The organism is Rhodococcus sp. NBC_00294 (assembly GCF_036163995.1).
Classification (GTDB): domain Bacteria; phylum Actinomycetota; class Actinomycetes; order Mycobacteriales; family Mycobacteriaceae; genus Rhodococcoides.
The window spans coordinates 4,552,953-4,575,569 of sequence record NZ_CP108043.1 but is presented as its reverse complement, the minus strand read 5'-3'; the positions used below and the strand labels follow the sequence as shown (position 1 = coordinate 4,575,569).

At 67.7% G+C, this 22,617-nt stretch carries 23 protein-coding genes; 12 read left to right on the top strand and 11 right to left on the bottom strand.

Annotated elements, in window-relative coordinates:
* Positions 1 to 32: 32 nt before the first annotated feature.
* The 3 genes from OHB23_RS21525 to OHB23_RS21515 all read right to left on the bottom strand — a co-directional run bounded on the left by OHB23_RS21525 (position 33) and on the right by OHB23_RS21515 (position 3,747).
* Entirely contained in the window at positions 33 to 1,031 is a 999-nt protein-coding gene (locus OHB23_RS21525; protein ID WP_328811689.1) for a phosphotransferase family protein, read from the bottom strand.
* A gap of 17 nt (positions 1,032 to 1,048) precedes the next feature.
* Positions 1,049 to 2,257: an acyl-CoA dehydrogenase family protein gene (locus OHB23_RS21520; RefSeq protein WP_328810401.1), complete on the bottom strand. Its 1,209-nt coding sequence runs from the start codon at positions 2,255 to 2,257 to the stop codon at positions 1,049 to 1,051.
* 68 nt (positions 2,258 to 2,325) lie between these two features.
* A complete protein-coding gene (locus OHB23_RS21515; RefSeq protein ID WP_328810400.1) occupies positions 2,326 to 3,747 on the bottom strand; it encodes a DUF1254 domain-containing protein in 1,422 nt (473 codons plus the stop codon).
* Between the two features lie 108 nt (positions 3,748 to 3,855).
* On the opposite strand from OHB23_RS21515, the gene OHB23_RS21510 reads away from it, so the two are divergent.
* A complete protein-coding gene (locus OHB23_RS21510) occupies positions 3,856 to 4,905 on the top strand; it encodes an ABC transporter substrate-binding protein (protein ID WP_442973001.1) in 1,050 nt (349 codons plus the stop codon).
* Between the two features lie 24 nt (positions 4,906 to 4,929).
* On the opposite strand, the gene OHB23_RS21505 is transcribed toward OHB23_RS21510, so the two are convergent.
* Together OHB23_RS21505 and OHB23_RS21500 are read right to left on the bottom strand one after the other, a co-directional pair.
* A complete protein-coding gene (locus tag OHB23_RS21505; RefSeq protein WP_328810399.1) occupies positions 4,930 to 5,298 on the bottom strand; it encodes a DUF202 domain-containing protein in 369 nt (122 codons plus the stop codon).
* Positions 5,295 to 5,669, bottom strand: a complete 375-nt coding sequence (locus tag OHB23_RS21500; RefSeq protein ID WP_328810398.1) for a YidH family protein — start codon at positions 5,667 to 5,669, stop codon at positions 5,295 to 5,297. The genes OHB23_RS21505 and OHB23_RS21500 overlap by 4 nt, the downstream gene beginning before the upstream one ends.
* A gap of 81 nt (positions 5,670 to 5,750) precedes the next feature.
* Here OHB23_RS21500 and OHB23_RS21495 point away from each other — a divergent pair, with 81 nt between their 5' ends.
* From OHB23_RS21495 to OHB23_RS21485, 3 genes are read left to right on the top strand one after another with little or no spacing between them, the layout of a single operon-like run.
* Positions 5,751 to 7,097: a DUF1214 domain-containing protein gene (locus OHB23_RS21495; RefSeq protein ID WP_328810397.1), complete on the top strand. Its 1,347-nt coding sequence runs from the start codon at positions 5,751 to 5,753 to the stop codon at positions 7,095 to 7,097.
* On the top strand, positions 7,094 to 7,435 hold the full coding sequence (locus OHB23_RS21490) for a helix-turn-helix domain-containing protein (RefSeq protein WP_328810396.1): 342 nt from the start codon (positions 7,094 to 7,096) through the stop codon (positions 7,433 to 7,435). The genes OHB23_RS21495 and OHB23_RS21490 overlap by 4 nt, the downstream gene beginning before the upstream one ends.
* Complete coding sequence (locus tag OHB23_RS21485; protein ID WP_328810395.1) at positions 7,432 to 8,466, top strand: NADP-dependent oxidoreductase; 1,035 nt, start codon at positions 7,432 to 7,434, stop codon at positions 8,464 to 8,466. The genes OHB23_RS21490 and OHB23_RS21485 overlap by 4 nt, the downstream gene beginning before the upstream one ends.
* Before the next feature lie 24 nt (positions 8,467 to 8,490).
* Here OHB23_RS21485 and OHB23_RS21480 read toward each other — a convergent pair whose 3' ends face one another.
* From OHB23_RS21480 to OHB23_RS21455, 6 genes are read right to left on the bottom strand one after another with little or no spacing between them, the layout of a single operon-like run.
* Positions 8,491 to 9,204, bottom strand: a complete 714-nt coding sequence (locus tag OHB23_RS21480; RefSeq protein WP_328810394.1) for an alpha/beta fold hydrolase — start codon at positions 9,202 to 9,204, stop codon at positions 8,491 to 8,493.
* A 58-nt stretch (positions 9,205 to 9,262) separates the two neighbouring features.
* Positions 9,263 to 11,194 (bottom strand): oxidoreductase, encoded by a 1,932-nt coding sequence (locus tag OHB23_RS21475; protein WP_328810393.1) that lies wholly within the window; start codon positions 11,192 to 11,194, stop codon positions 9,263 to 9,265.
* On the bottom strand, positions 11,191 to 12,792 hold the full coding sequence (locus OHB23_RS21470) for an MFS transporter (RefSeq protein ID WP_328810392.1): 1,602 nt from the start codon (positions 12,790 to 12,792) through the stop codon (positions 11,191 to 11,193). The genes OHB23_RS21475 and OHB23_RS21470 overlap by 4 nt, the downstream gene beginning before the upstream one ends.
* Positions 12,793 to 12,841: 49 nt before the next feature.
* Positions 12,842 to 13,879 (bottom strand): ABC transporter substrate-binding protein, encoded by a 1,038-nt coding sequence (locus OHB23_RS21465; protein WP_328810391.1) that lies wholly within the window; start codon positions 13,877 to 13,879, stop codon positions 12,842 to 12,844.
* Between the two features lie 31 nt (positions 13,880 to 13,910).
* Complete coding sequence (locus tag OHB23_RS21460) at positions 13,911 to 14,282, bottom strand: hypothetical protein (protein WP_328810390.1); 372 nt, start codon at positions 14,280 to 14,282, stop codon at positions 13,911 to 13,913.
* 2 nt (positions 14,283 to 14,284) lie between these two features.
* Positions 14,285 to 14,677, bottom strand: a complete 393-nt coding sequence (locus OHB23_RS21455) for a nuclear transport factor 2 family protein (protein ID WP_328810389.1) — start codon at positions 14,675 to 14,677, stop codon at positions 14,285 to 14,287.
* A gap of 86 nt (positions 14,678 to 14,763) precedes the next feature.
* Between OHB23_RS21455 and OHB23_RS21450 the strand changes: the two genes are divergently transcribed.
* The 8 genes from OHB23_RS21450 to OHB23_RS21415 all read left to right on the top strand — a co-directional run bounded on the left by OHB23_RS21450 (position 14,764) and on the right by OHB23_RS21415 (position 22,606).
* Positions 14,764 to 15,918 carry an acyl-CoA dehydrogenase family protein gene (locus tag OHB23_RS21450; protein ID WP_328810388.1) on the top strand — a complete coding sequence of 385 codons (1,155 nt, stop codon included), beginning with the start codon at positions 14,764 to 14,766 and terminating at the stop codon, positions 15,916 to 15,918.
* 70 nt (positions 15,919 to 15,988) lie between these two features.
* A complete protein-coding gene (locus tag OHB23_RS21445) occupies positions 15,989 to 16,777 on the top strand; it encodes an enoyl-CoA hydratase/isomerase family protein (RefSeq protein ID WP_027504435.1) in 789 nt (262 codons plus the stop codon).
* A gap of 55 nt (positions 16,778 to 16,832) precedes the next feature.
* A complete protein-coding gene (locus OHB23_RS21440) occupies positions 16,833 to 17,237 on the top strand; it encodes a Zn-ribbon domain-containing OB-fold protein (RefSeq protein ID WP_328810387.1) in 405 nt (134 codons plus the stop codon).
* On the top strand, positions 17,234 to 18,385 hold the full coding sequence (locus OHB23_RS21435; RefSeq protein WP_027504433.1) for a thiolase family protein: 1,152 nt from the start codon (positions 17,234 to 17,236) through the stop codon (positions 18,383 to 18,385). Before OHB23_RS21440 ends, OHB23_RS21435 begins: the two co-directional genes overlap by 4 nt.
* Before the next feature lie 31 nt (positions 18,386 to 18,416).
* Entirely contained in the window at positions 18,417 to 19,625 is a 1,209-nt protein-coding gene (locus OHB23_RS21430) for an acyl-CoA dehydrogenase family protein (protein ID WP_328810386.1), read from the top strand.
* Positions 19,622 to 20,593 (top strand): phosphotransferase family protein, encoded by a 972-nt coding sequence (locus tag OHB23_RS21425; RefSeq protein ID WP_328810385.1) that lies wholly within the window; start codon positions 19,622 to 19,624, stop codon positions 20,591 to 20,593. Before OHB23_RS21430 ends, OHB23_RS21425 begins: the two co-directional genes overlap by 4 nt.
* A 52-nt stretch (positions 20,594 to 20,645) precedes the next feature.
* Entirely contained in the window at positions 20,646 to 21,848 is a 1,203-nt protein-coding gene (locus OHB23_RS21420) for an acyl-CoA dehydrogenase family protein (RefSeq protein WP_328810384.1), read from the top strand.
* On the top strand, positions 21,845 to 22,606 hold the full coding sequence (locus OHB23_RS21415) for an SDR family NAD(P)-dependent oxidoreductase (RefSeq protein ID WP_328810383.1): 762 nt from the start codon (positions 21,845 to 21,847) through the stop codon (positions 22,604 to 22,606). The genes OHB23_RS21420 and OHB23_RS21415 overlap by 4 nt, the downstream gene beginning before the upstream one ends.
* Positions 22,607 to 22,617: the final 11 nt, after the last annotated feature.

Below are 22,617 nucleotides of genomic sequence, written 5' to 3'. Positions count from 1 at the left end.
TCGGCCTCTCGATCAGAAGTGGTGTGTGCGGGTCACCGTGAGAACGCACTCAGCCCGGCTGCGGCGAATTCGGCTGTGGCGTGCGCGGCTGCTGCGGCGGTGCCGTCCGTGTCGTCGGAGGTGGCGGCGCGGTGTGCGATGCCTTCGGCGATGACGGCGATCTTGAAGTCGGCGAGGGCGCGGTAGAAGTTCCAGTGGGCGAGGTCGCGTCCGGAGGCGACGGCGTAGTGCTGGGCGAGGTCGTCGGCGTCGGGGTAGCGGGGGGAGGTCCAGGCGGCGTCGACGCCGAGGACGGTGTCGAACATGGGTTGGCGGTAGGCGCACATGAGGGCGATGTCGGTGAGGGGGTCACCGAGGGTGGACATCTCCCAGTCGACGAGTGCGGCAACGGTTCCGGGCTCGCCGTGGGTGAGGATGGTGTTGTCGACGCGGTAGTCGCCGTGCACGATGGCGGCGGCGCAGTGGGCGGGGACGGCGTCGGTGAGGGCCTGGTGCAGTCGGTCGATGTCGTTCAGGTCGCGGGTCTTGACGCGGTGCCATTGCCGTCCCCAGGTGGCGACCTGTCGGGCGGTGAATCCGTCGGGCCGACCGAAGTCCGCGAGTCCGACCTCGTGGTGGTCGACGGCGTGCAGCGCGGCGAGGATACGGACGAGTTCGCTGGTGTTCGCGGCGATGTCGTCGTCGGTGAGGGCGTCGAGGTCGGTGCGGGTGCGCACGACCTGTCCGGGGACGAACTCGACGACGGTCATCGGCGCTCCGAGGGTGGCGCCGTCGGCGTCGAAGGCGACGGTGGTGGCGACGGGGACGTCGGTGCCGGCCAGGGCGCGGGTGACGGTCCACTCGCGGGCCATGTCGTGGGCGGAGGGGGTCAGTCCGCTGACCGGGGGGCGTCGCACGATCCAGGATGTGGTGTCGTCGTGGGCGCGGTAGGTGAGGTTGGACCGGCCTCCTGCGATGCGGTCGACGCGCAGTTTTCCGGTGATGTCGATGCCGTTGTCGCGCAGGAACGTCTCGAGTGCGGCGACGTTCATGCCGGGGAGGGTGGTGGTCACGGCTGCGCCTTCGCGGCGCGGCGGGCGGCGCCGACGGCGCGTTTGGCGATGGCCCACCGGTGTACTTCGGAGGGGCCGTCGTAGACGCGGAAGGGGCGGACCTCGCGGGAGAGTCGGGCGAGGGGGAGGTCGTCGGAGACGCCGAGTCCGCCGCACATCTGCACGCCGCGGTCGACGATGCGGAAGATGGCTTCGGCGGCGAAGGTCTTGGCGATGGATGTCTCGTTGCTCGCGGGGTCGCCGAGGTCGAGTGCGTGGCAGGCGGTGACGAGCAGGGCTCGGGTGGCGGCGATGTCGATCTCGTTGTCGGCGATCATCTTCTGCACCATGCCGAGGTCGCCGAGGCGGCTGCCGAACCCTTCGCGGTGAGCGACATGGGCGACGGCGACGTCGTGTCCGCGTCGGGCGGCGCCGAGCCAGCGCATGACGTGGGTCATGCGGGCGGGTCCGAGGCGTACCTGGGCGTAGGTGAATCCTTCGTCGACGGCGCCGAGGACGTTGTCCTCGGGCACGACGACGCGGTCGAAGGTGACTTCGCAGTGCCCGCCGATCATGGCGCGGTCGAGGGTGCTGATGTGGCGGCCGACGGTGAGGCCGGCGGTGTCGGCGGGGACGAGGAACATCGTGGCGCCGCCGCGGTCGCCGGGGGTGCCGGAGGTGCGGGCCATGACGATGAAGAATCCGGCGCCGTCCGCGCCGGTGATGAACCATTTGTGGCCGTCGATGCGCCAGCCGCCGTCGGTGCGGGTGGCGGTGGTGGTGAGGGCGGAGGGGTCCGAGCCGGCGCCGGGGGCGGGTTCGGTCATTGCGAACGCGGACCGCACGTCGCCGCGGGCGAGGGGGGCGAGGAACTGTTCCTTCTGGGCGGGGGAGGCGACGTGGGCGAGCAGGTGGACGTTGCCCTCGTCGGGGGCGCCGATGTTCGTCGCGATCGGTCCGAAGAGGGAGTATCCGGCTTCTTCGAACACGGGGGCGCGGTCGCTCATGGACAGTCCGCCGCCGCCGTACTCGCGGGGCGCGTGGGGAGCGAAGACTGCTGCGTCCTTGGCTGCGGCCTGCAGTTCCCGGCGTAGGTCGTCGCCGCCCGCGGCGGTCACGTCGCCGAGGAACTTGTCCTCGATGGGCAGGACGTGCTCGCGGGTGAACGTGCGGGTGCGCTCGATCCACTCGCGGACGACGGGGTCGTAGGTCAGATCGATCGCCATGGTGGTTCCCTTTCACATGGTCCACGAGCGTTCGCTCGGTGGGGTCGTGCTGAGACGTGGTTCGAGGCTCACGGGCCCGTCGGTGACGGAACCCTCGACGACTCGACAGGCGGCGGTGACCATCGTTCGGTCACCGCGTCTTCGTGAGGTCGATACATGCGTAGTACCAGGAAGAATGGACGTGGTGGGGCGGGAAGCCAGAATTCCAGAAGGTCGAGGTCATCAGGTCTCGTGTACCCGACCATGATGCGAGAGGGATTGGACACCACGCCGTCCGGCGAGGTCGTCGACCCGACGGAGAACACGTCGCCGGGTGCGTCGTACAGCCAGCCGGTATCGGCCTCGTACAGAGTGACGCTCCAGAACGCCTCTGCGGGTGGGGGTTCGGAGAAAGTGATCTCGTAGGTGCGGCCTCCGAGGGCCGTCAGTGCGTTCCCGTCCGAGTCGACGTACGTGTTGTACGAGCAGTTCTCCTCGACGACGTTGGCTCCGAGCCCCACGAAGTTCATGACGGCGCGTGCCACGAAGTTGTGTCCGTGTGCGCCCTTGTCGAGTACCCGCGTCCACCCGGACGCCGTGCGCCGCCCGAGGCGGGATCGGGACGTGTCGAGCAGGGACATGGCGCGTGTGAAGCCGAGGTCGGCGCCTCGTGACACCACCTCGTCGAGATCGCCGACCTTCGGCGTACCGGGACCGACGTTCAGCTGACGGAACTGGTGAACGTGCGACACATCCTGCACAGGAACACCGTTGACGGCCACCACGGCATCGAGGGCCGTCAGGAACGCGGCGGCGGACGACTCCACCTCCTCCCGGAGCAGAACGGGCCACGAACGAGAGCGGGGAGGCGGACCGGTGAGGACGACCGAGTCCTGCAGTGTCCTGACCGTGTCGATGTCGTCGGGAGCGCCGTGAACCTGGATGCGCATGAGCAGCCACATCAGCGGCGTGGACACGGGAAAGGACACGACGTCGGACGACCGCGCGGTGCCGGGGTCGTCCTGGCCCGGCGCGATCACCATGATCCTGCGTGGGCCGTCCGGGTGCGTCCGCGCGCTGACGTTGCTCACGTTGCTGTGGGCGTCCAGGAATTCGAGGGTGTAGTACCTGCCACCGAAGTCGGGTAGCTCGATGGTCACCGGTCCGTCGGTCAGATCCAGCCAGGCATTGGAGTAGACCGTGTCGACGTTCGGAACCCGGAACTGGCGGAAATCCGAACGGGCCGTGCTTCTCTCGTGGACCAAGGTGTTGACGGACCACGGTGCACCGTCGGCATCCGGAGCGCACTGTGCACACATGCTCGCGTACTGGTAGACGGCGGGCACGCCGTACAGCACTGCCTGCTGCGCGAGCACGGACGCGAGTGTGAGCGCCTCGTCGGCGGCCACGGGTCGGACGTCGTCGGACGTCGATTCCTGGTACTGGTCGGTTCGAGCAGGGTCGTACGGTGTCGGGCCACTCACGGTGGCCGCTTCCCGTCCTCGAGTCATCCGACACTCCTTCACCCGGCGCACCGACCTGTACGCGACCCCGCCATCGCTCTTGACTCTGCCCACCCTACTTGGTGAACTGAGGTCAGTTCAACAAAGGAGATGGACATGAGTGCTCTCGGTAGATCGATCCGGACGACCACGATCGCTGTGGTCGGGGTGGTGGCGCTGACGATGACAGCGTGCGGCAGCGGCGGCGGAGGGGGTACCTCTCCGGTGGAGGGGAGCTGGGACGACGTCGTCGCCGCGGCGAAGTCCGAGGGGTCGGTGATGTTGTACTCGAGCCAGAACACCACGATCCTCGACAGCGTGAAGAAGGCCTGGAGTGAGACGTACCCCGAGATCACTCTCGATTTCGTTCGCGGAACGGACGCGGATCTGAATCCTCGTGTCGAGACCGAGAACAAGACCGGCAAGGGCACCGCGGACGTACACGTGGTCACGGACACGGCATGGATCGCGTCGGCGGCGGAGTCCGGCGCGTACTCCCAGTCTCTGAAGGGCGACGCGTTCGACGATCCGGACTACGGACGGGACCGCAGCGTCAAGAACGACAGATTCTTCCTCGACGTCGCCGCCACCTTCGGCATGGGGTGGAACACGGGAACCGTGCCGGCCGGACTCACGGATCCGCGCGATGTCCTGCGCCCCGAATACCGAGGCAAGGTGGGCGTGGTCAACCCCGTCGGCATCGCGTCCTACGTGGATCTCTACCGCTTCTACCGCGAGAACTTCGGCGACGATTTCGTGGACCAGCTCGCCGAGCAGCAGCCTCGCATCTACCCGAGCTCGCTGGGGGTCGCGCAGGCACTCACCTCCGGTGAGGTCGTCGTCTCCCCCATGGTCCAGCCTCTCGTGCAGGAGGTCGCGTCCGGCGCTCCGGTGAACTGGGCGCTCCCGACGCCGTCGTGGGGAACACCGTTCTACGGTCACGTCACGTCGGTCGCGCCTCATCCCAACGCTGCGCAGGTTCTGGCCGACTTCCTGGTCAGCCCCGAAGGGCAACGGGCGCAGGCGATCGGGGTCGCGACTGCGCTGCCCGGTATCGACGGCGCAACCGCCGACGCCCATGACATCGCCGGGCCCGATCCGACACAACTCACTCCCGAGTTCATCGAGCGGGAATCACGTGAGTGGGAGCAGAAGTTCCAGGGCTGACCGAGGCACGGAACGGCCCCGGGCTCAGTACCCGGGGCCGAACGTCACGGTGTGGGCCACGATCAGTGCCAGGATGCCGAGACTCGCAGTGAGGACTGCCAGTACATGAGCGCGCACCGGGATCCCTCGCGGCGCGTCCGGGCCGGCGTCCGCGCGCCTGCGCTTCCGTATCCGAACGATGTCGACGACGAGCACAGCGACGGCGCCGGTCAGTACGACGCCGGCGGCTACAGCCGTCGGTACGTCACCCTGGTGGGTGGCCAGGCGCAGACCCACCAGGGCGCACACCGCCACCGAGCACTCGGTGCGCCGCCAGGCGAGCGCCGTCCGTTCGACCTGGAGACCACCGTCCCCGAGTGCGCCCGCAGGCCTTCCCTCGGGTGGTCCCGTCACGAGAAGACCGACCAGACGACCAGCGCTGCGGCCACCGCCAGCAGGACGGCCAGGGGTGCTCCGACGCGAGGGGACGGAAGCGGTCGACTTCGGCGCAGGCTCGATTCGACTGCGCCCCAGGCCCACCACGCGTGCAGCGGGAGAACGACGGAGCACCCGATCAGAAGCACCGATGCGATGCGTGCGGGCGTCGTGTCCCCTCCGACGTCGAACACGTCGAGCGCGACTCCGGCTGCCATGAACGCCAACGATGTTCGAATCCATGCGAGGTACGTCCGCTCGTTCGCCAGGCTGAACCGTGCGTCCGGTTCGGCACCGACGGAGTAGACCCGGCGCGGGCGCCGACGATCGTGCGCCTTCTCCTGGGGCATGACTTCTCCTGACGGTCGAGGGCTCGCGATGTCACTTCGACTCCCTAGCCTAATCGAACTCACTTCAGTTATGGTCGTGGTGTGACTGCACCCGAATGCTCGGATGGTGGCGACGAGCTGTTCCGCGACGCGCGCGCGCTGCAGATATGGGGATTTCCGCTCGTCTTCGCTCAGCGACTGCGTCTCCGGTTCACATCCCCGCTGGAGCCTGACGTGGACCGGCCGCTCACATCGGCGGGTGCAGCGCTGAACACGATGGGCTATCAACGCAGGTTGTCCGATCCCACCCTCACCGCAGGAGTGGCTCCCAACGTGGACACGCTCTACTCACTGGCCTTCGTCGACCTCGATGCCGGGTCGTTCACGCTTCGAATGCCCGATCTCGGGGACCGCTACTACTGCATTCAGATAGGTGAGGCCGACTCGACGACCATCGCGGTACAGGGTCAGCGGACACACGGGAGCTGTTTGCCGACACTGCATATCGTTCGCTCGGGCAGCGAGGTGGTCATGGCGGACGACGAACTACTGGTGGCCTGCCGAACACGTCATGTCATGGTGGCAGTGCGCATCCTGGTGCGACCGGACGATGCCGAGGATCTCCGGCGGGTGATCGCGTTGCAGGACTCCATCGTGCTGGACGGGCCGCCTGCGCCCGGCCCTGCGGGCGACGCAGCCACCCGCGCGCTCGTGCTTCGGGAACGGGACGACGAGCTCCGCGATCCCGAGGGTTTTCTCGACTCTCTGGACCACGCCGTCGCCGGTGTCGCGACGGCCGACGTGCCACCCGTGGTCCGCGAGAGCATGGCGCGACTGCGCGGAGCGTTGCACACAGGGGAGCAGTCCACCCGAGCACGTTCGCAATTCGCAGCAGGGTTGTCCGACGGCCTGGACGCGATCGCCGACCGGGTGGGGTCGCTGGGCCGGACGACGAACGGCTGGTCGGTCAACGAACTCGGTACGGATTTCGGCGACGACCATCTTCTGCGCGCGGCCGTCGCGTTGTCTCAGATCTACGTCAACCCCGCGGACGAGGCGCTGTACCCGGTGTGCGAGGTGGACGAGGACGGACACCAGCTCTCGGGTGAGCACTCCTACGACATCACCTTCGCGGCCGACCGGATGCCTCCGGCGCGCTTCTTCTGGTCTCTCACCGTCTACCACAAGCGAGGACTGTTGTGTCAGAACGCGATCGACCGATATGCGATCACCGACCGCACGCCCGGCCTGACGATGGCGGACGACGGATCGTTGGTCGTTCGACTCGCGACGACAGCCCCCGCGGAGGGGGCGGGCAACTGGCTCCCGACGCCGTCCGGAGACTTCCGGTTGATGCTGCGGCTGTACGGACCCTCGGACCGGGCGTGGAGCCCGCCGGTCGTGCGGCGGACGCCCGCCAGGTCGTCTCGGACCGTGGGGGACCGATGACCGACACGCGATCCGGAGAGGTCGAACTCGGACCGGTATCGCGACGAGTGTTGTGCGAGTTCGCATCCTGTGCCCGCGGACCCCTGCCGAGCACCACCGCGGTGGCCCGCGCTCTCCACATCAGCGAGCCGCACCTACGGCGCCTGCTCGCCGGTGAGTCGACCACTCTGGGTGCTCTGCGTGCTCGACACGACGCCGCCCGCGCGGTGGAGGCACTGCGGCGCGGCGAGGCCCTGGACATCGTGTCGGCCCGATTGGGCTACTCGGAACCACGGGCGTTCCGGCGCGCCTTCCGACGGTGGACCGGGATGACCCCGAGTGCGGTCGGTGCGGCATGACCGGGGTGACCTCGACCCGTCACGTCGTGTTGCGTTCGTGGCCGAACGGCGCACTGACGAGTGGTGACCTCGAGGTGGTGGAGGCGCCGGTGCCCGAGCTCCGTTCCGGCGACGTGCTCGTCCGCAACACGTGGCTCTCGATCGATCCGTCGATCCGTATCCGGCTGTCGAGGCAGACGCCGGGAGGCTATCTACCGCCCTTCGCGCCGGGGCAGGCACTGGAAGGTCTCGCTCTCGGTGTCGTCGAACGATCGGAAAGCTCCGCTTTCGCTGTCGGTGACATCGTCACTCACACACTGGGTTTCCGCGAGCACGCCCTCATCTCGGCCGACACCGCGACGATCGGCGGCTACGGGTCGCCCACCGTCGTCCGTCCGGGCGGTCTGCCCGAACAATGGTTCCTCGGGCCCCTGGGCAGTTCCGGTCTCACCGCGTACGCGGGGATGATCGGCATCCTCGACGTGGGGCCCGCGGACACGGTGTGGGTGTCGTCCGCTGCCGGTGCGGTCGGTGGGCTCGCGGCGGGACTCGCGGTGGCACGAGGGGCCACCGTCATCGGATCGGCAGGGTCCGCGGCCAAGGTGGCCCACCTGCGAGCGTCCGGCCTGGCGGACGCCTTCGATCATCACGAATCTCTACCCGCGGCGGTGGCCGCCGCGGCGCCGGACGGCATCGACGCGTACTTCGACTGTGTCGGCGGTGATCACCTGACTGCAGCGATCGACGCACTCCGACCGAACGGACGTATCGCGATGTGCGGCCAGATGTCCCAGTACGACGCGGCCGACGCGCCGAGTCTTCCCGGCAACCTGTTCCAGTTCGTGTCGAAGAATCTGTCGATGCGGGGGTACCGGGCCGGATCGTTCCTGCACCTCGAAGCCGACATGCGCGCGGAGATCACCTCCCTCATCGACGCGTGCCGTCTCGGGTACGACGAATGGGTATTCGACGGGCTCGATTCGGCCCCGGCCGCACTGGTCTCGATGCTGGCAGGGGAGAACATCGGTAAGACGCTCGTCCGACTGGGATGACCTCGCGGGCGTCACCGTCGGAACTCAGTCGGCGGAGAGGGATTCGAGCAGCGTTGCGAGGCGGTCGGGGGCGCTGATCATCGGCATGTGTCCGGAGTCCATGTGCACGACGTGCCCCGACCCGGCTCCGGCGCGGACCAGTGCGGACGAGGCTTCCTGCAGTTCCGGCGGGTAGCACGTGTCCCTCGCCGTCCGGATGTAGGTGCGGGGGACGTCGACCTGGAGGCCGGAGAGATCGACGGTCTCGGTGAGCAGCGCGCCGGAGTCGTCGACGAGCTGCTCGAGAGTCCACGCGGTCTGCTCGTCGTCCATGTCGTTGCACAACATGGCCTGTGCCCCCTCGGGGCCCTGGACGTATCTGCCGTCCACGATGGACGCCTTCACGATGTCGCGAACCGCAGGGTCGATCCCGTCGATCACCGCCGTTCCGTCCGGCGGGACTACCGCGGCCACGAAGACCACGTGCCGGACACGGTCCTGCAGCCTGTCGAGGACGCGCGGGACCGACACTCCGGCGAACGAGTGGGCCACCAGCACGATGTCGGTGACATCCTCACGCTCCACGTCCGCGACGATTGCGTCGGCGCAGTCCTCCAGGGTGACGGTGCGCAGGTCGATGTCTGCGCGTTCACCGCGGCCGGGAAGGTCGACCGCGACCACGCGACCGGTCAACCGCGGTACGAGGCGGTCCCAACACGACGCGCCCATTCCGGCACCGTGCACGAGTACGAACGACATGATGTGTCTCCATTTCTTTCGTGATGTGCCGCTGGTGTGGTTCAGCGGCTTCCGAGTTCTAGAGTTCTGCGCCTGTTCGATATCCCTCTGCGATCGCGTGACCGATGCGCCGTGGTGTGACGCAATCTCCGATGACGCTGACGGTGGAGCTCGAGTCGAGTCCGAACGACGACAGTGCCACTCGCGGCTGGTGCCACACGATGGCGGCGTCCTCGTAGGGCAGGTCGCCGGCCCCGAAGACCGGGCGCAAGGTCACCGGATCTGCCGGGTCGTCGGGAACGTGAAGGGCGTGCGCGACCTTGAAGTCGACCCTTGCGTCACCCAGTCGATCGAGCAGCGGTCCTGCACTCTCGGTAGGGATTCGGGACGCGAGAGCCGTGAGCGTCGTGGCCACGGTGACCTCCCAGCCACGCTGCACGAATGCTTCGGCCGCGCTGTACGCCGGCCAGAAGCCGTCACCGTCGTCGAACACCACCACCCTGCCCGCATCGCTCGATACGCGGCCGAGCAGAACGTCGTCGACGCTGTAGGCGGTCCGCGTCCGGAGGGACGGGGTCACGTCCGCGGGACGCGATCCTGTCGCCACCACGATGTGGTCCGACGCGGAGCGAATCTCGTCCAGGTCGTCCTCGCCGATTCCGGCCGACAGGTGAACCTCGACCTTCAGCCGACGCATCTCACGTTCCAGATAGTCGACGATGTCGATGAGCGTCGCGCGATGGGGCGCCGAGGCAGCCACGCGTACGGATCCTCCGAGGGCACTGCTCTTCTCGAACACAGTGACGCGGTGGCCCCTCCCCGCGGCCACGCGAGCGGCTTCCAGGCCGGCGGGGCCGCCGCCGATCACGATGACGTCCTTCGTCGCGCGGGCTCGTCGACCGACGTCGACGTGGCGACCACGCCCGATCTCGGCATTGACCGCGCAGTGCAGATGCGGGTCGAAGGCCCTGCAGTCCTGGCTGACGCCGAGGCAGCCGCGGATCTCGTCGAGGCGACCGGTTCGGGACTTGTTCGGCAGTTCGGGGTCCGCTATCAGCGCCCGTGCCATGCCGACCATGTCCACCTGTCCGGTCTTGATGGCGTGGTCCGCAACGCCCGCGTCGCGTATTCGCTGTCCGACGAGAGTCGGTGTCGCGGTCGCCGATCGGACCCTCGCAGCCGACGGGATCGCGACCGCGTCCGCGCCGGTGGAATCCTTGACGTACTTCCCGCGGGTGCCGTGGGTGATGCTGAAGTAGTCGACGCCGACCGCGGCCACGTTCTCGGCGATACGAACGCAGTCGTCGATCGTCATTCCGCCGGGGATCTCCTCCTCCCCGCTCAGCCTCACTCCCAGCGCGAGCCCTGCGGGCATCTCCGACCGCATCGCCTCGATCACCATGCGAGTGAAGCGCATTCGGCCGTCGAACGAGCCGCCGAAATCGTCCGTCCGTCGGTTCGTGAGCGGTGACATGAACTGAGCGGGGAGATACCCGTGCGCAGCGTGGAGCTCCACCCCGTCGACACCTGCTCGCACCAGGTTTCGCGTCGACGTGCGCCAACCCTCGACGATGTCCTCGATCTCCGCGACCGACAGTTCGTGGGGTGGGTAGGCATCGCGCGCGGTCTTGATCGCCGAGGGCGCGGAGGGTGGCGCATCCGATTCGCCGCCGATGAACTCACGTCCGAGATGGCAGAGTTGGCCGATGAATCGCGCGTCGTGGCGATGCGCGGCAGACACTTTGGCCGCTGTGCTCGGAATGACGTCGACCCGGTACGCCTCGATCAGCTTGCGCGATCGCAGCGTCGTCGTCGGGTGCACGACCGTGGCACCCCCGATGATCAAGCCCACTCCACCCGCGGCCAGACGCTCGACGTGCTCGGTGTCCCCGTGGGTGGGCACACCGTCGACCGCCATCGACGTGCCCGCCGGGAGTGCGACCAGCCTGTTCTTCAGCGTGAGTCCGCCGATCCGGATCGGTGAGAACAGGTGGGGGAAGTGATCGTTCATGTGGACTCGGTTCTGTCGGCGGGTGTTCGGGGGCGGACGAGAACTCGAACACGCGGTTCCTCCGCCAGGTCGAGCGCGAGGTCCGTTCGGACGAGCCGTTCCGGAACGGTGAGACGGACGGTCTCCTGGGCGGAATACTCGGCCCAGTTCCGAAAGGTGCAGGATTCGACGTACGTGGAGGCGGAGTCGCTCACCCTGGTCAGCGCCCACCGCGATGCGCCGAGGCGCAGGCGCGACGACCTCAGACGAGTCATGGCGTGGACGAAGTGGTCCGCCCGTTGCGGGAGGACCGCGTACGTCGTCTCGACGACGATCGTCGCTCCACGATGATGCGGTTCGAGTTCGGGAGGGCCGGCGGCACCGGACGGATCGGGCGCGATCGAATCGCTGGGCAGAATGCCTCGGCGCAGTAGTCCGATCGACGACACCGACATCGCGATGGCGGAGACTACGACCGCGGAGACGAGCCCCATCGTGTCGGCGAGAAATCCCCACAGAAGGGCACCGACTGCTTGGCTGCCCTGGAACGTCAGCATCACGACGGCGATCACTCGAGCTTTGATCCAGGGTGGCATGACCGCGTGCGTCGCGATCATCCACGTACTCTGCACGCCCACCCAGGCCGCGCCTACGATCACCAGCAGAGCGACCACGACGGGCATCCACGCCACGACGGCGATACCCAGCAGAACCAGTGCGTACGCGGCAGAGCCCAGGGCCGCGAACACGTTCCAGCTCAAGCGGCTTCGCAGAGGCATCGAGGCGATGGTGCCCGCCACCGCGCCGACACCGATCGCTCCGGACAACACTCCGAACTCGAACGTCGTCACGTGAAGCATCTCGTACGCCACGACCGGCAGCAGAGCCCACAGGCAACTCGCCGGCAGGCCGAACATCACGACACGGAACAACAACCTCCGCGTCCAACGCGAGTGACGGATGAACCGCAGACTCGTCGCCACCGATTCGAGAACCGACTCGGTCCTGGGGACTCGCCCGGACCGGGGCGGGATCTGACTGGCGGCCAGGACAACGCAGATCGCGAACACGACCGTGACGAGGCCGAAGGTCGAGGTAGCGCCCCATGCGGCCAGGAGCGCTCCGCCGAGTACCGGACCGATGGCGCGCGCACCGTTGAAGATGGCACCGTCGATCGCGGGCACGACGGTCATCATCTCGCGGGTCGCCAGCGTCGGCAGCAGCGATTGCCAGACGATCGCCACCGACGCCAGACCGCACCCCGACAGGAACACGGCCGCCATCAGAACCGGCGTCGTAGCGAGGTCGAGGGCCTGGAGCGCCGTGAGCACTGCCGACGTGATCAGTAGACCGATCGCCGTGCCGGTCAACAGAGTTCGATGGCCGGCGTGCTCCGCGACGGCGCCGAGGGGGAGGGAGAGCAGAAAGAACGGCAGGCTGGCGGCGAACTGGACGGCCGACACTGCGAACGCAGATTCTCCCGCTTGCGTCATGGTCCACTGCACCGCGAGAACCAGGATCCAGATCCCGATCGCAGCGCCGAGTTCGAAACCCAACATCATGCGTAATCGGTGCACACGCAACGGCGTCAGGAGTGTGACGGTCGGTGGTCGTGTCATGGCCCGTGCCCCTTCGCCGTCCGCCGGCATCACCGGATGAAGCCCGACGTCACCGGATGAAACGCTGTTCCCACTCCGCTTGGTACTCGGTGACCGCTGCAGGGTCGAGGTCCGCGGGGTCGGTCAGTGCGATGTCCTGTGCGCGCCCGACCGCCTCCGGGATGTTCGGCAGCACACTCGCGTACCCCTTGGACAACGCCTGCTGGCCCTCGGGGGAGATGAGGAAGTCGGCGAGAAGTTGCGCTGCATTCGGATGCGGTGCGGACGCGAGAACATGCGAGTAGTACGGGGCGCCCCACGCCGGGTCCGGCCTGAACCACCCGACGGGTGCGCCGGCCTCCTGCTCGCGCACGAGGGGTTGGACCATCGGCGTGGCGATGATCTCTCCGGACCCGAGGCCCTGCGCGACGGCCAGAACGCCGGGATAGACACGTGGCTCGTTCTGCGCGAGTTCGTCGGTGTAGTCGGGTGACCAGTTCCGGTCGAAGAACCGGAACTGATCGGTCACGGCGGCGAAGCCCGCCGGATTCACGACGCCGATACGGCCGCGCAGGTCCGATGACAACAGATCCTGCGGACTGTCGAGACCGTCCGGCAACGCAGTGGTGTTCCAGCCGAGCCCCAGAACGGCGGCGCTGGTGAGGAAGAGTGTGTCGTTCAGCACGCTGGTGTCTCGACCGTAGTCGGGGTTGTCGAACGAGGGGCCGATGGCGTTCACCGAGTATTCGCCCGAGTCTGCGGCTGCGCGGATCCACGCGGGGTCGGTGGTCATGTGGACGTCACCGATCCCGCGTCCGGACTTGTGCTCCGCGTCCACGCGGGGGTTCAGCTCGACGTCGGAACCCCGCGTGAACTCCAGCATGATGCCGGGATACTTCGCTTCGAATCCGGCTTTCACCGAGGCGAGGTTCTCGGGATGTTGCGACGAGTACAGGTAGACGGATTCCTCGTTCTTCGCTGCGGCGATCACCTCGTCCCAGGTGCCCGACACCGGTCCGGACGCTGACGCCCCACCGCTGCAGGCCGCCGACAACCCGACTGCAGCTGCCGATGTCAGTGCCGCGAGCGTACGAAAACACCTTCTCATGCGGGTCTCCTGTCAGTTCTGGTCGACGGCTTCAGTCGAACGCGAGTTCCGGTGTGCGGCAGATGAGCAACCGGCGTATCGAGCCGGCCGCGTCGACCGATGCGCTCGCGTTGAAGGACGCCTCGAAGTCGCCGTCTCGCGTGGTCCGCCCCAGTACGAGTTCCACGTCGCCCACCCGGGATCCGACGTCGATGTGATGGACGAGGGTGCTCTTCTCCCGCTGGGCGAGGTAGAGAACGAGTCCTGCTCTGTCGCCGACGAATTCGGCGGACGCTCCCTCGCCACGGGAGAACTGCACGGACATCCGGAAGTCGTCCGTGATCATGGTCAGCACCCGGTCCGGATCCTCGGAGTCCATGTACGAGAACCAGGTTCGCAGGACTCCTGTCGCATCGGTCGTCATCGTCATGCTCCTGTCGGGTCGGTGGAGGTCGCGTCGGAACCGGTCCACGGCACCAGTGCGTGGTCAGGATCGAACGACACCTGGTAGCGGTCGATCAGTCCGTTCTCGTCGAGGTGCATCGCCGCGACGAAATAGCCCGTGACGACATCGCCGTGCTCGGTGACGGCTCCCTGGGCGAACTGGACGTCGCCGTCCTGTGCGCGACGCAGCAGTCGATGTTGCCGGCCGACAGGGGGACGTCCGGTGAGGTAGTCGAGCATCGCGGCGCGACCGGTGCCGGCTCTGGCTCCCGTCGGAACGATCATCACGAAGGCGACGTTCTCCGCCAGCATGTCGGTGGCCCGCTCGAGATCACCGCTGTCGAGGGTGGCGTAATAGGACTCGATTCGAAGCATGAACCGAACTTAGTTCAAGAAAAGTCCGCACGTCCTCGATTTCGCCGATACTCTCGAAACAGAACTGAACTCGACTCAGGAGTGTTATGTCTGCAGCGATCGACGACGTCACGTACTCACCCTGGCCGGAAGCGGAGCCCGCGGGCCTGATCCCCGGGCCGGAGCAGGCCGATCTCCGGTCCGCGGTGCGCGCAGTACTTGCACGGCACGGTGGGCGAGACGAAGGGACCCCGACGGCACTGTGGCGGGCTCTCGTGGACGACATGGCCGTGACCATGCTGTCCGTTCCGGAGATCCGCGGCGGCCTCGGATACGGGATGACGGACATGGCCGTGGTCCTGGAGGAGTGCGGCCGCGCGCTCGTGTCGGAACCGGTGCTGTTCGGGGCGGGTGTCGGCGTGCACGCGCTCCTGCTTGCGCCGGCCGGAACCGTGGACGCGATGGTGTCCGGTGCCCTGGCCGGTGAGCTCCGCGTCGCGGTGCATCTGCCCGTGACGCCGGCGGGACGGGCTGCCGCGCAGGTGATCACGGCCGACCATGCGGCGGACGGATGGCGTCTGAGCGGTGTCGCGACCGACATCGTTCACGGTGCCTCGGCCGATGTCGTCGTGGTCGGGGCGCACACGGCGGACGGCGCCCGAGTGTTCGCCGTACCCCTCTCCGACGCGGTGCGCGCCGTCCCGCGGACGGTCATCGACCCGACGCGGCCGCGCGCCGACGTGCACCTCGACTCGGCAACGGCGTCCGTGCTCACCGAGGTGGCGGACACGGCCTCCGCTCTCGACGACCTGACAGCGCGAGCGACGATCGGGCTGGCGAGCGAGCACACGGGAATCGCCGATCGCATGCTGGAGATGACCGTCGAGTACGTCACCACCAGGCAGCAGTTCGGTCGGCCCGTCGGCTCCTTCCAGGCCGTGAAGCACCGACTCGCCGACCTGCTCCTCTCTCTCGAACGAGCGCGATCGGCATCCCGCTTCGCTGCTGCGCTCCACGACAGCTCCCCGGACCGTGCCGCGCTCGCGGTCGCGATCGCCGGCGCCGTGTGCACGGAGGTCGCGTCCGAGTCGGTCGCCGAGGCGGTGCAGCTGCACGGTGGCGTCGGCTTCACGTGGGAGCACCAGGCGCACAGATACTTTCGCCGAGCTACCGGTGACGAGGCGCTGCTCGGCGATGCGGTGTACCATCGCCGCCGCATCGCCGACCTCATCGGGCTGAACCCGGTTCGATTCGAGGGTTGACGCGCTCGACCCCATGCCGTAAAACTGAAGTGAATCCAGTTCAAATCGTGACGCAGCCCAAGGAGATCCCATGATCGACACCGACCACATCCTGCTCGAGAAGGACGGCGACGTCGCTCGCGTCTGGCTCAACCGCCCGCACAAGAAGAACGCGGTGACTCCGGAGCTGCTGTACCGACTCGACGAGATCATCGCCGAGGTCGACGCCGACCCGAACCTCAAGGTCCTGGTCCTGCGCGGTGTGAACAACACCTTCTGCTCGGGGTTCGACCTCGACATCCTGCTGTCCGACTATGTCGGCAGCACCAACGCGATGGACGTCGCCGTGCTCTCGGCCAAGGTCTGTGACCGTCTGTACTCCATGAACACTCCGTCGGTCGCAGTCCTCGAGGGCTACGTCACCGCCGGTGGATTCGAACTCATGATCTCCTGCGACTTCGCCATCGCCGACGACGACGCCAAGATCGGCGACTTCCACATCCGCCGTGCACTGTTCGGCGGCGCAGGCCCCATCTACCGCCTGCCGCGCATGATCGGTATCCGCAAGACGAAGGAACTGATGCTGACCGGCAAGCTGCTCTCCGGTGTCGAGGCTGCCGACTTCGATCTCATCAACGCGTCCGCGCCTGCCGCCGAGCTGGACAAGACCGTCGAGGAGTTCATCGCGCAGCTCACCGACAAGAGCCCGTTCATGATGAAGCTGACCAAGATGACGATCGACCGCGGCCTCGACGCGGACATCCAGTCCCTCATGGTCATGGAGCATCTCGCCGTGGGCAACGCCCTGCAGTCCGAGGACGGACGAGAAGGCGTCACCGCGTTCCTCGAGAAGCGTGAGCCGAAGTGGGTCGGTCGCTGACCCTCGGCGAAACACGAAGGACGAACGACGGTCGGCGGGGAGCGGAAGGAACACGATGATGAACGGTCTCGAGGCGCAGCGGGTCGTGCTGCAGGGCAGCCGATGCACCGTGTGCGGCACGGTCGCGTTCCCCGCGTCGACTCTCTGCTCCCGGTGCGTCACGCCCACGGCAGAACCCGTCGACCTGAGTACGTCGGGCACCGTGTGGGCCCACACGGTGCAGCGCTTCCCGCCCAAGTCGCCGCCGTACGTGCCACCCGTGGGCGGGTTCACCCCGTTCGCGGTCGGCTGGGTCGAGTTGAGCGAGGGCATCCGGATCGAGGCGATTCTCGACTCCGAGAACGTCGACGACCTGCACGGAGCCCTCGTCCACCTCACGGCCGTCGTCCCGGTTCCCCGGTTCGAGGTCGTCGAGGCCGGCCCGTCGTCTGCACCGAGCACAGTGGGAGATATCGCATGAGCGAGTCCGTGGTCATCGTCGGAGTCGGGCTGTCGAAGTTCGGACGCCAACCCGGTGTCAGTGGCCGCGCGATGGCCGTCTCGGCCATCACCGCCGCGCTCGCCGACGCGGGAATCGCCTGGCCGGACGTCGATGTTGCGTTCGGCGGCAGCGACTCCGCCGGCCTCGCCGACACGCTCGTCAGCGAGCTCGGTTTCACCGGACTGCCCTTCACCAACGTGCGGAACGGCTGCGCCACCGGCGGCAGCGCCCTGTTCTCGGCAGTCAATGCCGTACGGGCGGGATCGGCGTCGATCGGCCTGGCCGTGGGCTTCGACAAGCACCCGCGCGGTGCCTTCGATCCCACGCCCGCGGAGTGGGGTCTGTCCGAGGGGTACGGCGAGGCGGGTCTCATGGTGACCACGCAGTTCTTCGGGGCGAAGATCTCCCGGTACATGCGCCAGCACGGCATCACCCCGGACACGCTCGCACGCGTCGCCGAGAAGTCCTACCGCAACGGCGCGCTCAATCCGAATGCGTGGCGCCGCGAACCCATGTCGGCCGAGGCGATCGCCTCCGCGGACATGGTGAACGATCCCCTCACCCGCTACATGTTCTGTTCGCCCGGCGAAGGCGGTGCGGCGGTGATCGTGGCCTCACCCGAGGTGGCGGAGCGTCTGACAGGCCGGCCGATCCGGTTGCGCGCCATCACACATCGAACCCGGCGATTCGGTTCTTTCGAGGTCTTCAGTCCGTCCGTCCAGGGCGTCGGCGAGCCCACCAGCGTCAGCGCGGATGCTGCCGCGGCCGCCTTCGAACAGGCCGGAATCTCCCCGTCGGATGTCGACGTGGCCCAGCTGCAGGACACCGAGAGCGGCGCCGAACTCATGCACATGGCCGAGTGCGGCTTCTGCGAGCACGGCGAGCAGGAGCAGTGGATCGCCGAGGGGGCCACCGAGATCGGCGGGCGTCTACCCGTCAACACCGACGGTGGGTGTATCGCGAACGGAGAACCGATCGGCGCCTCCGGTCTGCGCCAGGTGCACGAGGTGGTCACCCAGTTGCGCGGCGAGGCCGGCGATCGTCAGGTGCCGGGCGGGCCGTCCATCGGCTTCACCCATGTCTACGGGGCACCGGGCATCAGCGCCTGCACCGTTCTGTCCGTCTGAACCAGTCCGATCCGACCAGCGAGGTCAGTCCATGAGTACCAGCACCGTGTCGTCCGACGTCCGAGCATTCACCGCCGAGGCGACGGCGTGGCTCAGCAGCGTGGCCGCACCGCGGACCAGCACGACGTGGGGCGAGGGCTCCGACTCCGTGGCCGTCTTCGAGAACTGGACGCCCGAGGAGGAACGCCGGCACACGGACGTCATCCGCGACTACGAACGGCGGAAGTTCGACGCCGGCTGGGGTCCGCTCGACTGGCCCGCGGAATACGGTGGACGAGATCTCCCGCTGTCCCACGTACTCGCCTTCCGCCGCGCGGAGGACCGGTTCGATGTCCCGCGCCGCACCGAGATGTTCTCCGTGACACAGCAATTGGTGGCACCCACGATCGAGAAATGGGGCACGCCGGATCAGCGCGCAACGTACGTGCGCGCGATGCTGCGCACCGACCTCATGGCCTGCCAACTCTTCTCGGAGACCGAGGCCGGTTCCGACCTCGCTTCAGTCCGTACGCGCGCAGTCCGTGACGACGACGGGTGGGTGCTGAACGGCCACAAGGTCTGGACGTCGGGAGCCACCGTCTCGGACATCGGAGTGGCGGTGTGCCGCACCGATTCCTCGGTCCCGAAGCACAAGGGCCTCACCGTCTTCCTGGTCCCGATGGACGCGGAGGGCGTCACCATCCGCCCCATTCGGCAGATGACGGGCGGCAGCTCGTTCAACGAGGTGTACCTCGAGAACGTGCGGCTGACGGATGCGCACCGTCTCGGGCCGGAGGGACAGGGATGGCAGGTGGCTCTCACCGTGCTGGCGGCCGAACGGCTCGATGGCGGCAACCTCGGATTGGCGAACGCCGACCGGGCAGTGGAACTGGCGCGCAATCTGGGTCGGCCCCTCACCGAGATCGAGCTGGATCAGGTTGCTGATCTCGTTGTGCACAGCCATGTTCAGCGCGTCACCGCCATGCGCGTCGCCGGCGTCGTGGTCTCCGGACGCGATCCCGGCCCCGAGGCGTCCGTCGGCAAACTGCTGGCGACCACCACGATGTCCCGAACATCAGCGGCGGTCCGCCGGATGCTGGGCTCCGATCTGGTGTCCGACACCGGTGAATGGGGCACGTTCGCCTGGACGGAACACGTCCTGGGCGCACCCGGATACCGCATCGCCGGCGGCACCGACGAGATCCAACACAACATCATCGCCGAGCGCGTTCTCGGCCTTCCCCGAGAGCCGAGGCCGTGACCACCGACGACACGACACACTCCGCACTGCAGCAGCGCGTCGCCGAGAAGCTCGAGGCCGGCGGCCTCGGATCGCTGCGCAGCTTCGATCCACTCCTCGGCGGGCACTCCGGTCTGACCTACCGCGTGCGGACCGACGACGCCGAGTTGGTGGTCAAGGCCGTGCCCGCATGGCAGCGCCCCGTCGGGCGCCACGACATGCTGCGGCAGGCGACCATCATGCGGGAACTCGCGGGTACGTCGGTGCCGGTGCCCACGATCGTGATGGTCGACGACACCGAGCCCTCTTGGTACGCCATGACATTCGTCCGCGGTGAGTCGCTCGAGCCTGTTCTGGACGATCCGGCCGTCGACCCGGAGCTGGCGGCCGCGCGCATGCGGCGTGCGGCGGCGGTTCTGCCCGAGCTGCACGCGGTCGATCACCGGGCTGTGCCCGATGCCGGTCCCACACTCACACCGGGTGACGAACTCGCCCGGTGGGCTCGCACTCTGGGCGCCGTTCCACCGGAACTGGTGGAGGGCGGAGACAGACTCCTGAGCCTTCTCGGCGCCCGCGTCCCGGACGCGGTCTCGTCGACGCTGGTGCACGGTGACTACCGCCTGGGCAACCTGATCGCGGACGGCACCGAGCCGGTCGCGCTCATCGACTGGGAGATCTGGAGTGTCGGCGACCCCCGAGTCGAGCTGGGGTGGTTCCTCGTCTTCGCCGATGGCGACAACTTCCCCGGTGTCGGGCGGTCCGTCCCCGGTCTGCCGAGCGCCGACGAGTTGGTGGAGATCTACGCCGGTGCGGGACGCGACTTGCCCGACCTGCCGTGGTTCGACGCCCTGGGACGACTCAAGATGGCCGCCATCATGGGCCACAATCTGCGTCGTCACCGGGAGGGCCGTCATCACGATCCGGACCAGGAGAAGCTGCCCGCCACCATCTCTCGGCTCATCGACACCGGCACCGCCCTGCTCGCCTGAGCTCCCTCGTCCTCGTATTCACCCGCTCGATCCGCCCTCCAGGAGGCCAACCGTGGACTTCTCCTACAGTGCTCGTACCGACGCGCTGCTCGAGACCCTCGAGACATTCATGACCGACCATGTTCTGCCCGCCGAGAAGGTGTACGACGCCCAGATCGCGGCGAACACGAACAAGCACGAGCAGCCGGCGGTGATGCGCGAACTGCAGGAGACAGCGCGCTCGCAGGGACTGTGGAACCTGTTCATGACGCACGACGGACTCGGAGCCGGACTCACCAACCTCGAGTACGCCCCTCTCGCCGAGGTGGTCGGGCGCTCGATCATCGGCAACGAGGCCATCAACTGCTCCGCCCCGGACACCGGCAACATGGAGATCCTCGCCATGTTCGGCACCGAGGAGCAGAAGAAGGACTGGCTCGAGCCCCTGCTCGACTGTCGGATCCGGTCCGCGTTCGCCATGACCGAACCGGCCGTGGCCAGCTCCGACGCCACCAACATCACCTCGACGATCCGGCGCGACGGTGACGAGTACGTGCTCAACGGCCGAAAGTGGTACACCTCCGGCGTTCTCGACCCGGACTGCAAGCTCATCATCTTCATGGGCAAGTCGGATCCGGACGGTCCGACCTACCGTCAGCAGAGCATGATCCTGGTTCCGGCCGACAGTCCCGGCATCGAGGTGCTGCGCGATCTCCCGATGTTCGGTTTCCACGACCGTCTCGGGCACGGCGACGTCCAGTTCACCGATGTCCGGGTGCCGGCCTCGAACATGCTCGGAGCCGAGGGCGACGGTTTCGCCATCGCGCAGGGTCGTCTCGGCCCGGGCCGGATGCACTACGCCATGCGCGCAGTCGGCATGGCCGAGCGCGCTCTGGAAATGATGTGCCGACGCTCCCTCGACCGAGTGGCCTTCGGTGCCCCGCTCGCCGATCGTGGCGTCGTCCGCGAGTGGATCGCGCGCAGTCGTATCGAGATCGACCAGATCCGACTGTTGGTCCTGAAGTCGTCCTGGATGATGGACACCCGCGGCAACGCCTCGGCGCGCTCCGAGGTCGCCGCGATCAAGGTCGCGGCGATGGAGGTGGCGCACAGGGTGGTCGACCGTGCTGTCCAGACGTTCGGAGCGGCCGGGGTCAGCGACGATTTCGTCCTGGCCCGCCTGCACGCCATCACCCGCGCCCTCCAGATCGCGGACGGACCCAGCGAGGTGCATCTCCGCACGATCGCCCGCCTCGAGACGAAGAAGTACCGATGACCGATACGCATTCCCTCACCGGCAGAGTGGCTCTCGTGACCGGCGCGAGCCGCGGCCTCGGCCTCGCCATCGCTCGTGGACTGCGCGACGCGGGAGCCACCGTCGTGGTGTCCAGCCGCAAACTCGAGGCGTGCGAGGAAGCAGTCGCCTCACTCGGACCGTCGACGGTGGGCAGCGCTCACGCCCACGCTCTGCACGTCGGTCGCTGGGACGAGATCGAACCCGCGGTCGACGCCATCGTCGACGAGTTCGGCTCACTCGACGTCGTGGTCAACAACGCCGGCATCGCACCGCTGTCCGAGAACCTCGTCGGAGTGACGGAAGGGTTGTGGGACAAAACCATCGAGGTCAACCTCAAGGGTCCGTTCAGGCTGATGGCAGTGGCCGGAGCGCGGATGGCGGCCGCCGGGCGCGGGTCGATCATCAACATCTCGAGCATCGGCGCCGTACGACCGAGTCCGCCCGAAGCCATGTACGCCGCGGCCAAGAACGGCCTCAATGCGCTGACCATGGCGTTCGCACAGGAGTACGCGCCGCACGTGCGAGTGAACTGCGTGATGCCCGGGGGATTTGCCACGGACATGGCCGAGCACTGGGACGACGAGTTCGTCGGCAAGATCGTCGACCGGCTGCCGTCGGGACGTCTGGGTCGCCCCGAGGAGATCGCCGGTCTCGTCGTACATCTCGCGAGTGACGCCTCGTCGTACACGACGGGTGCCATCATTCCCGTCGACGGCGGCCGCACCGCGGTCTACTGAGGAGGACAACG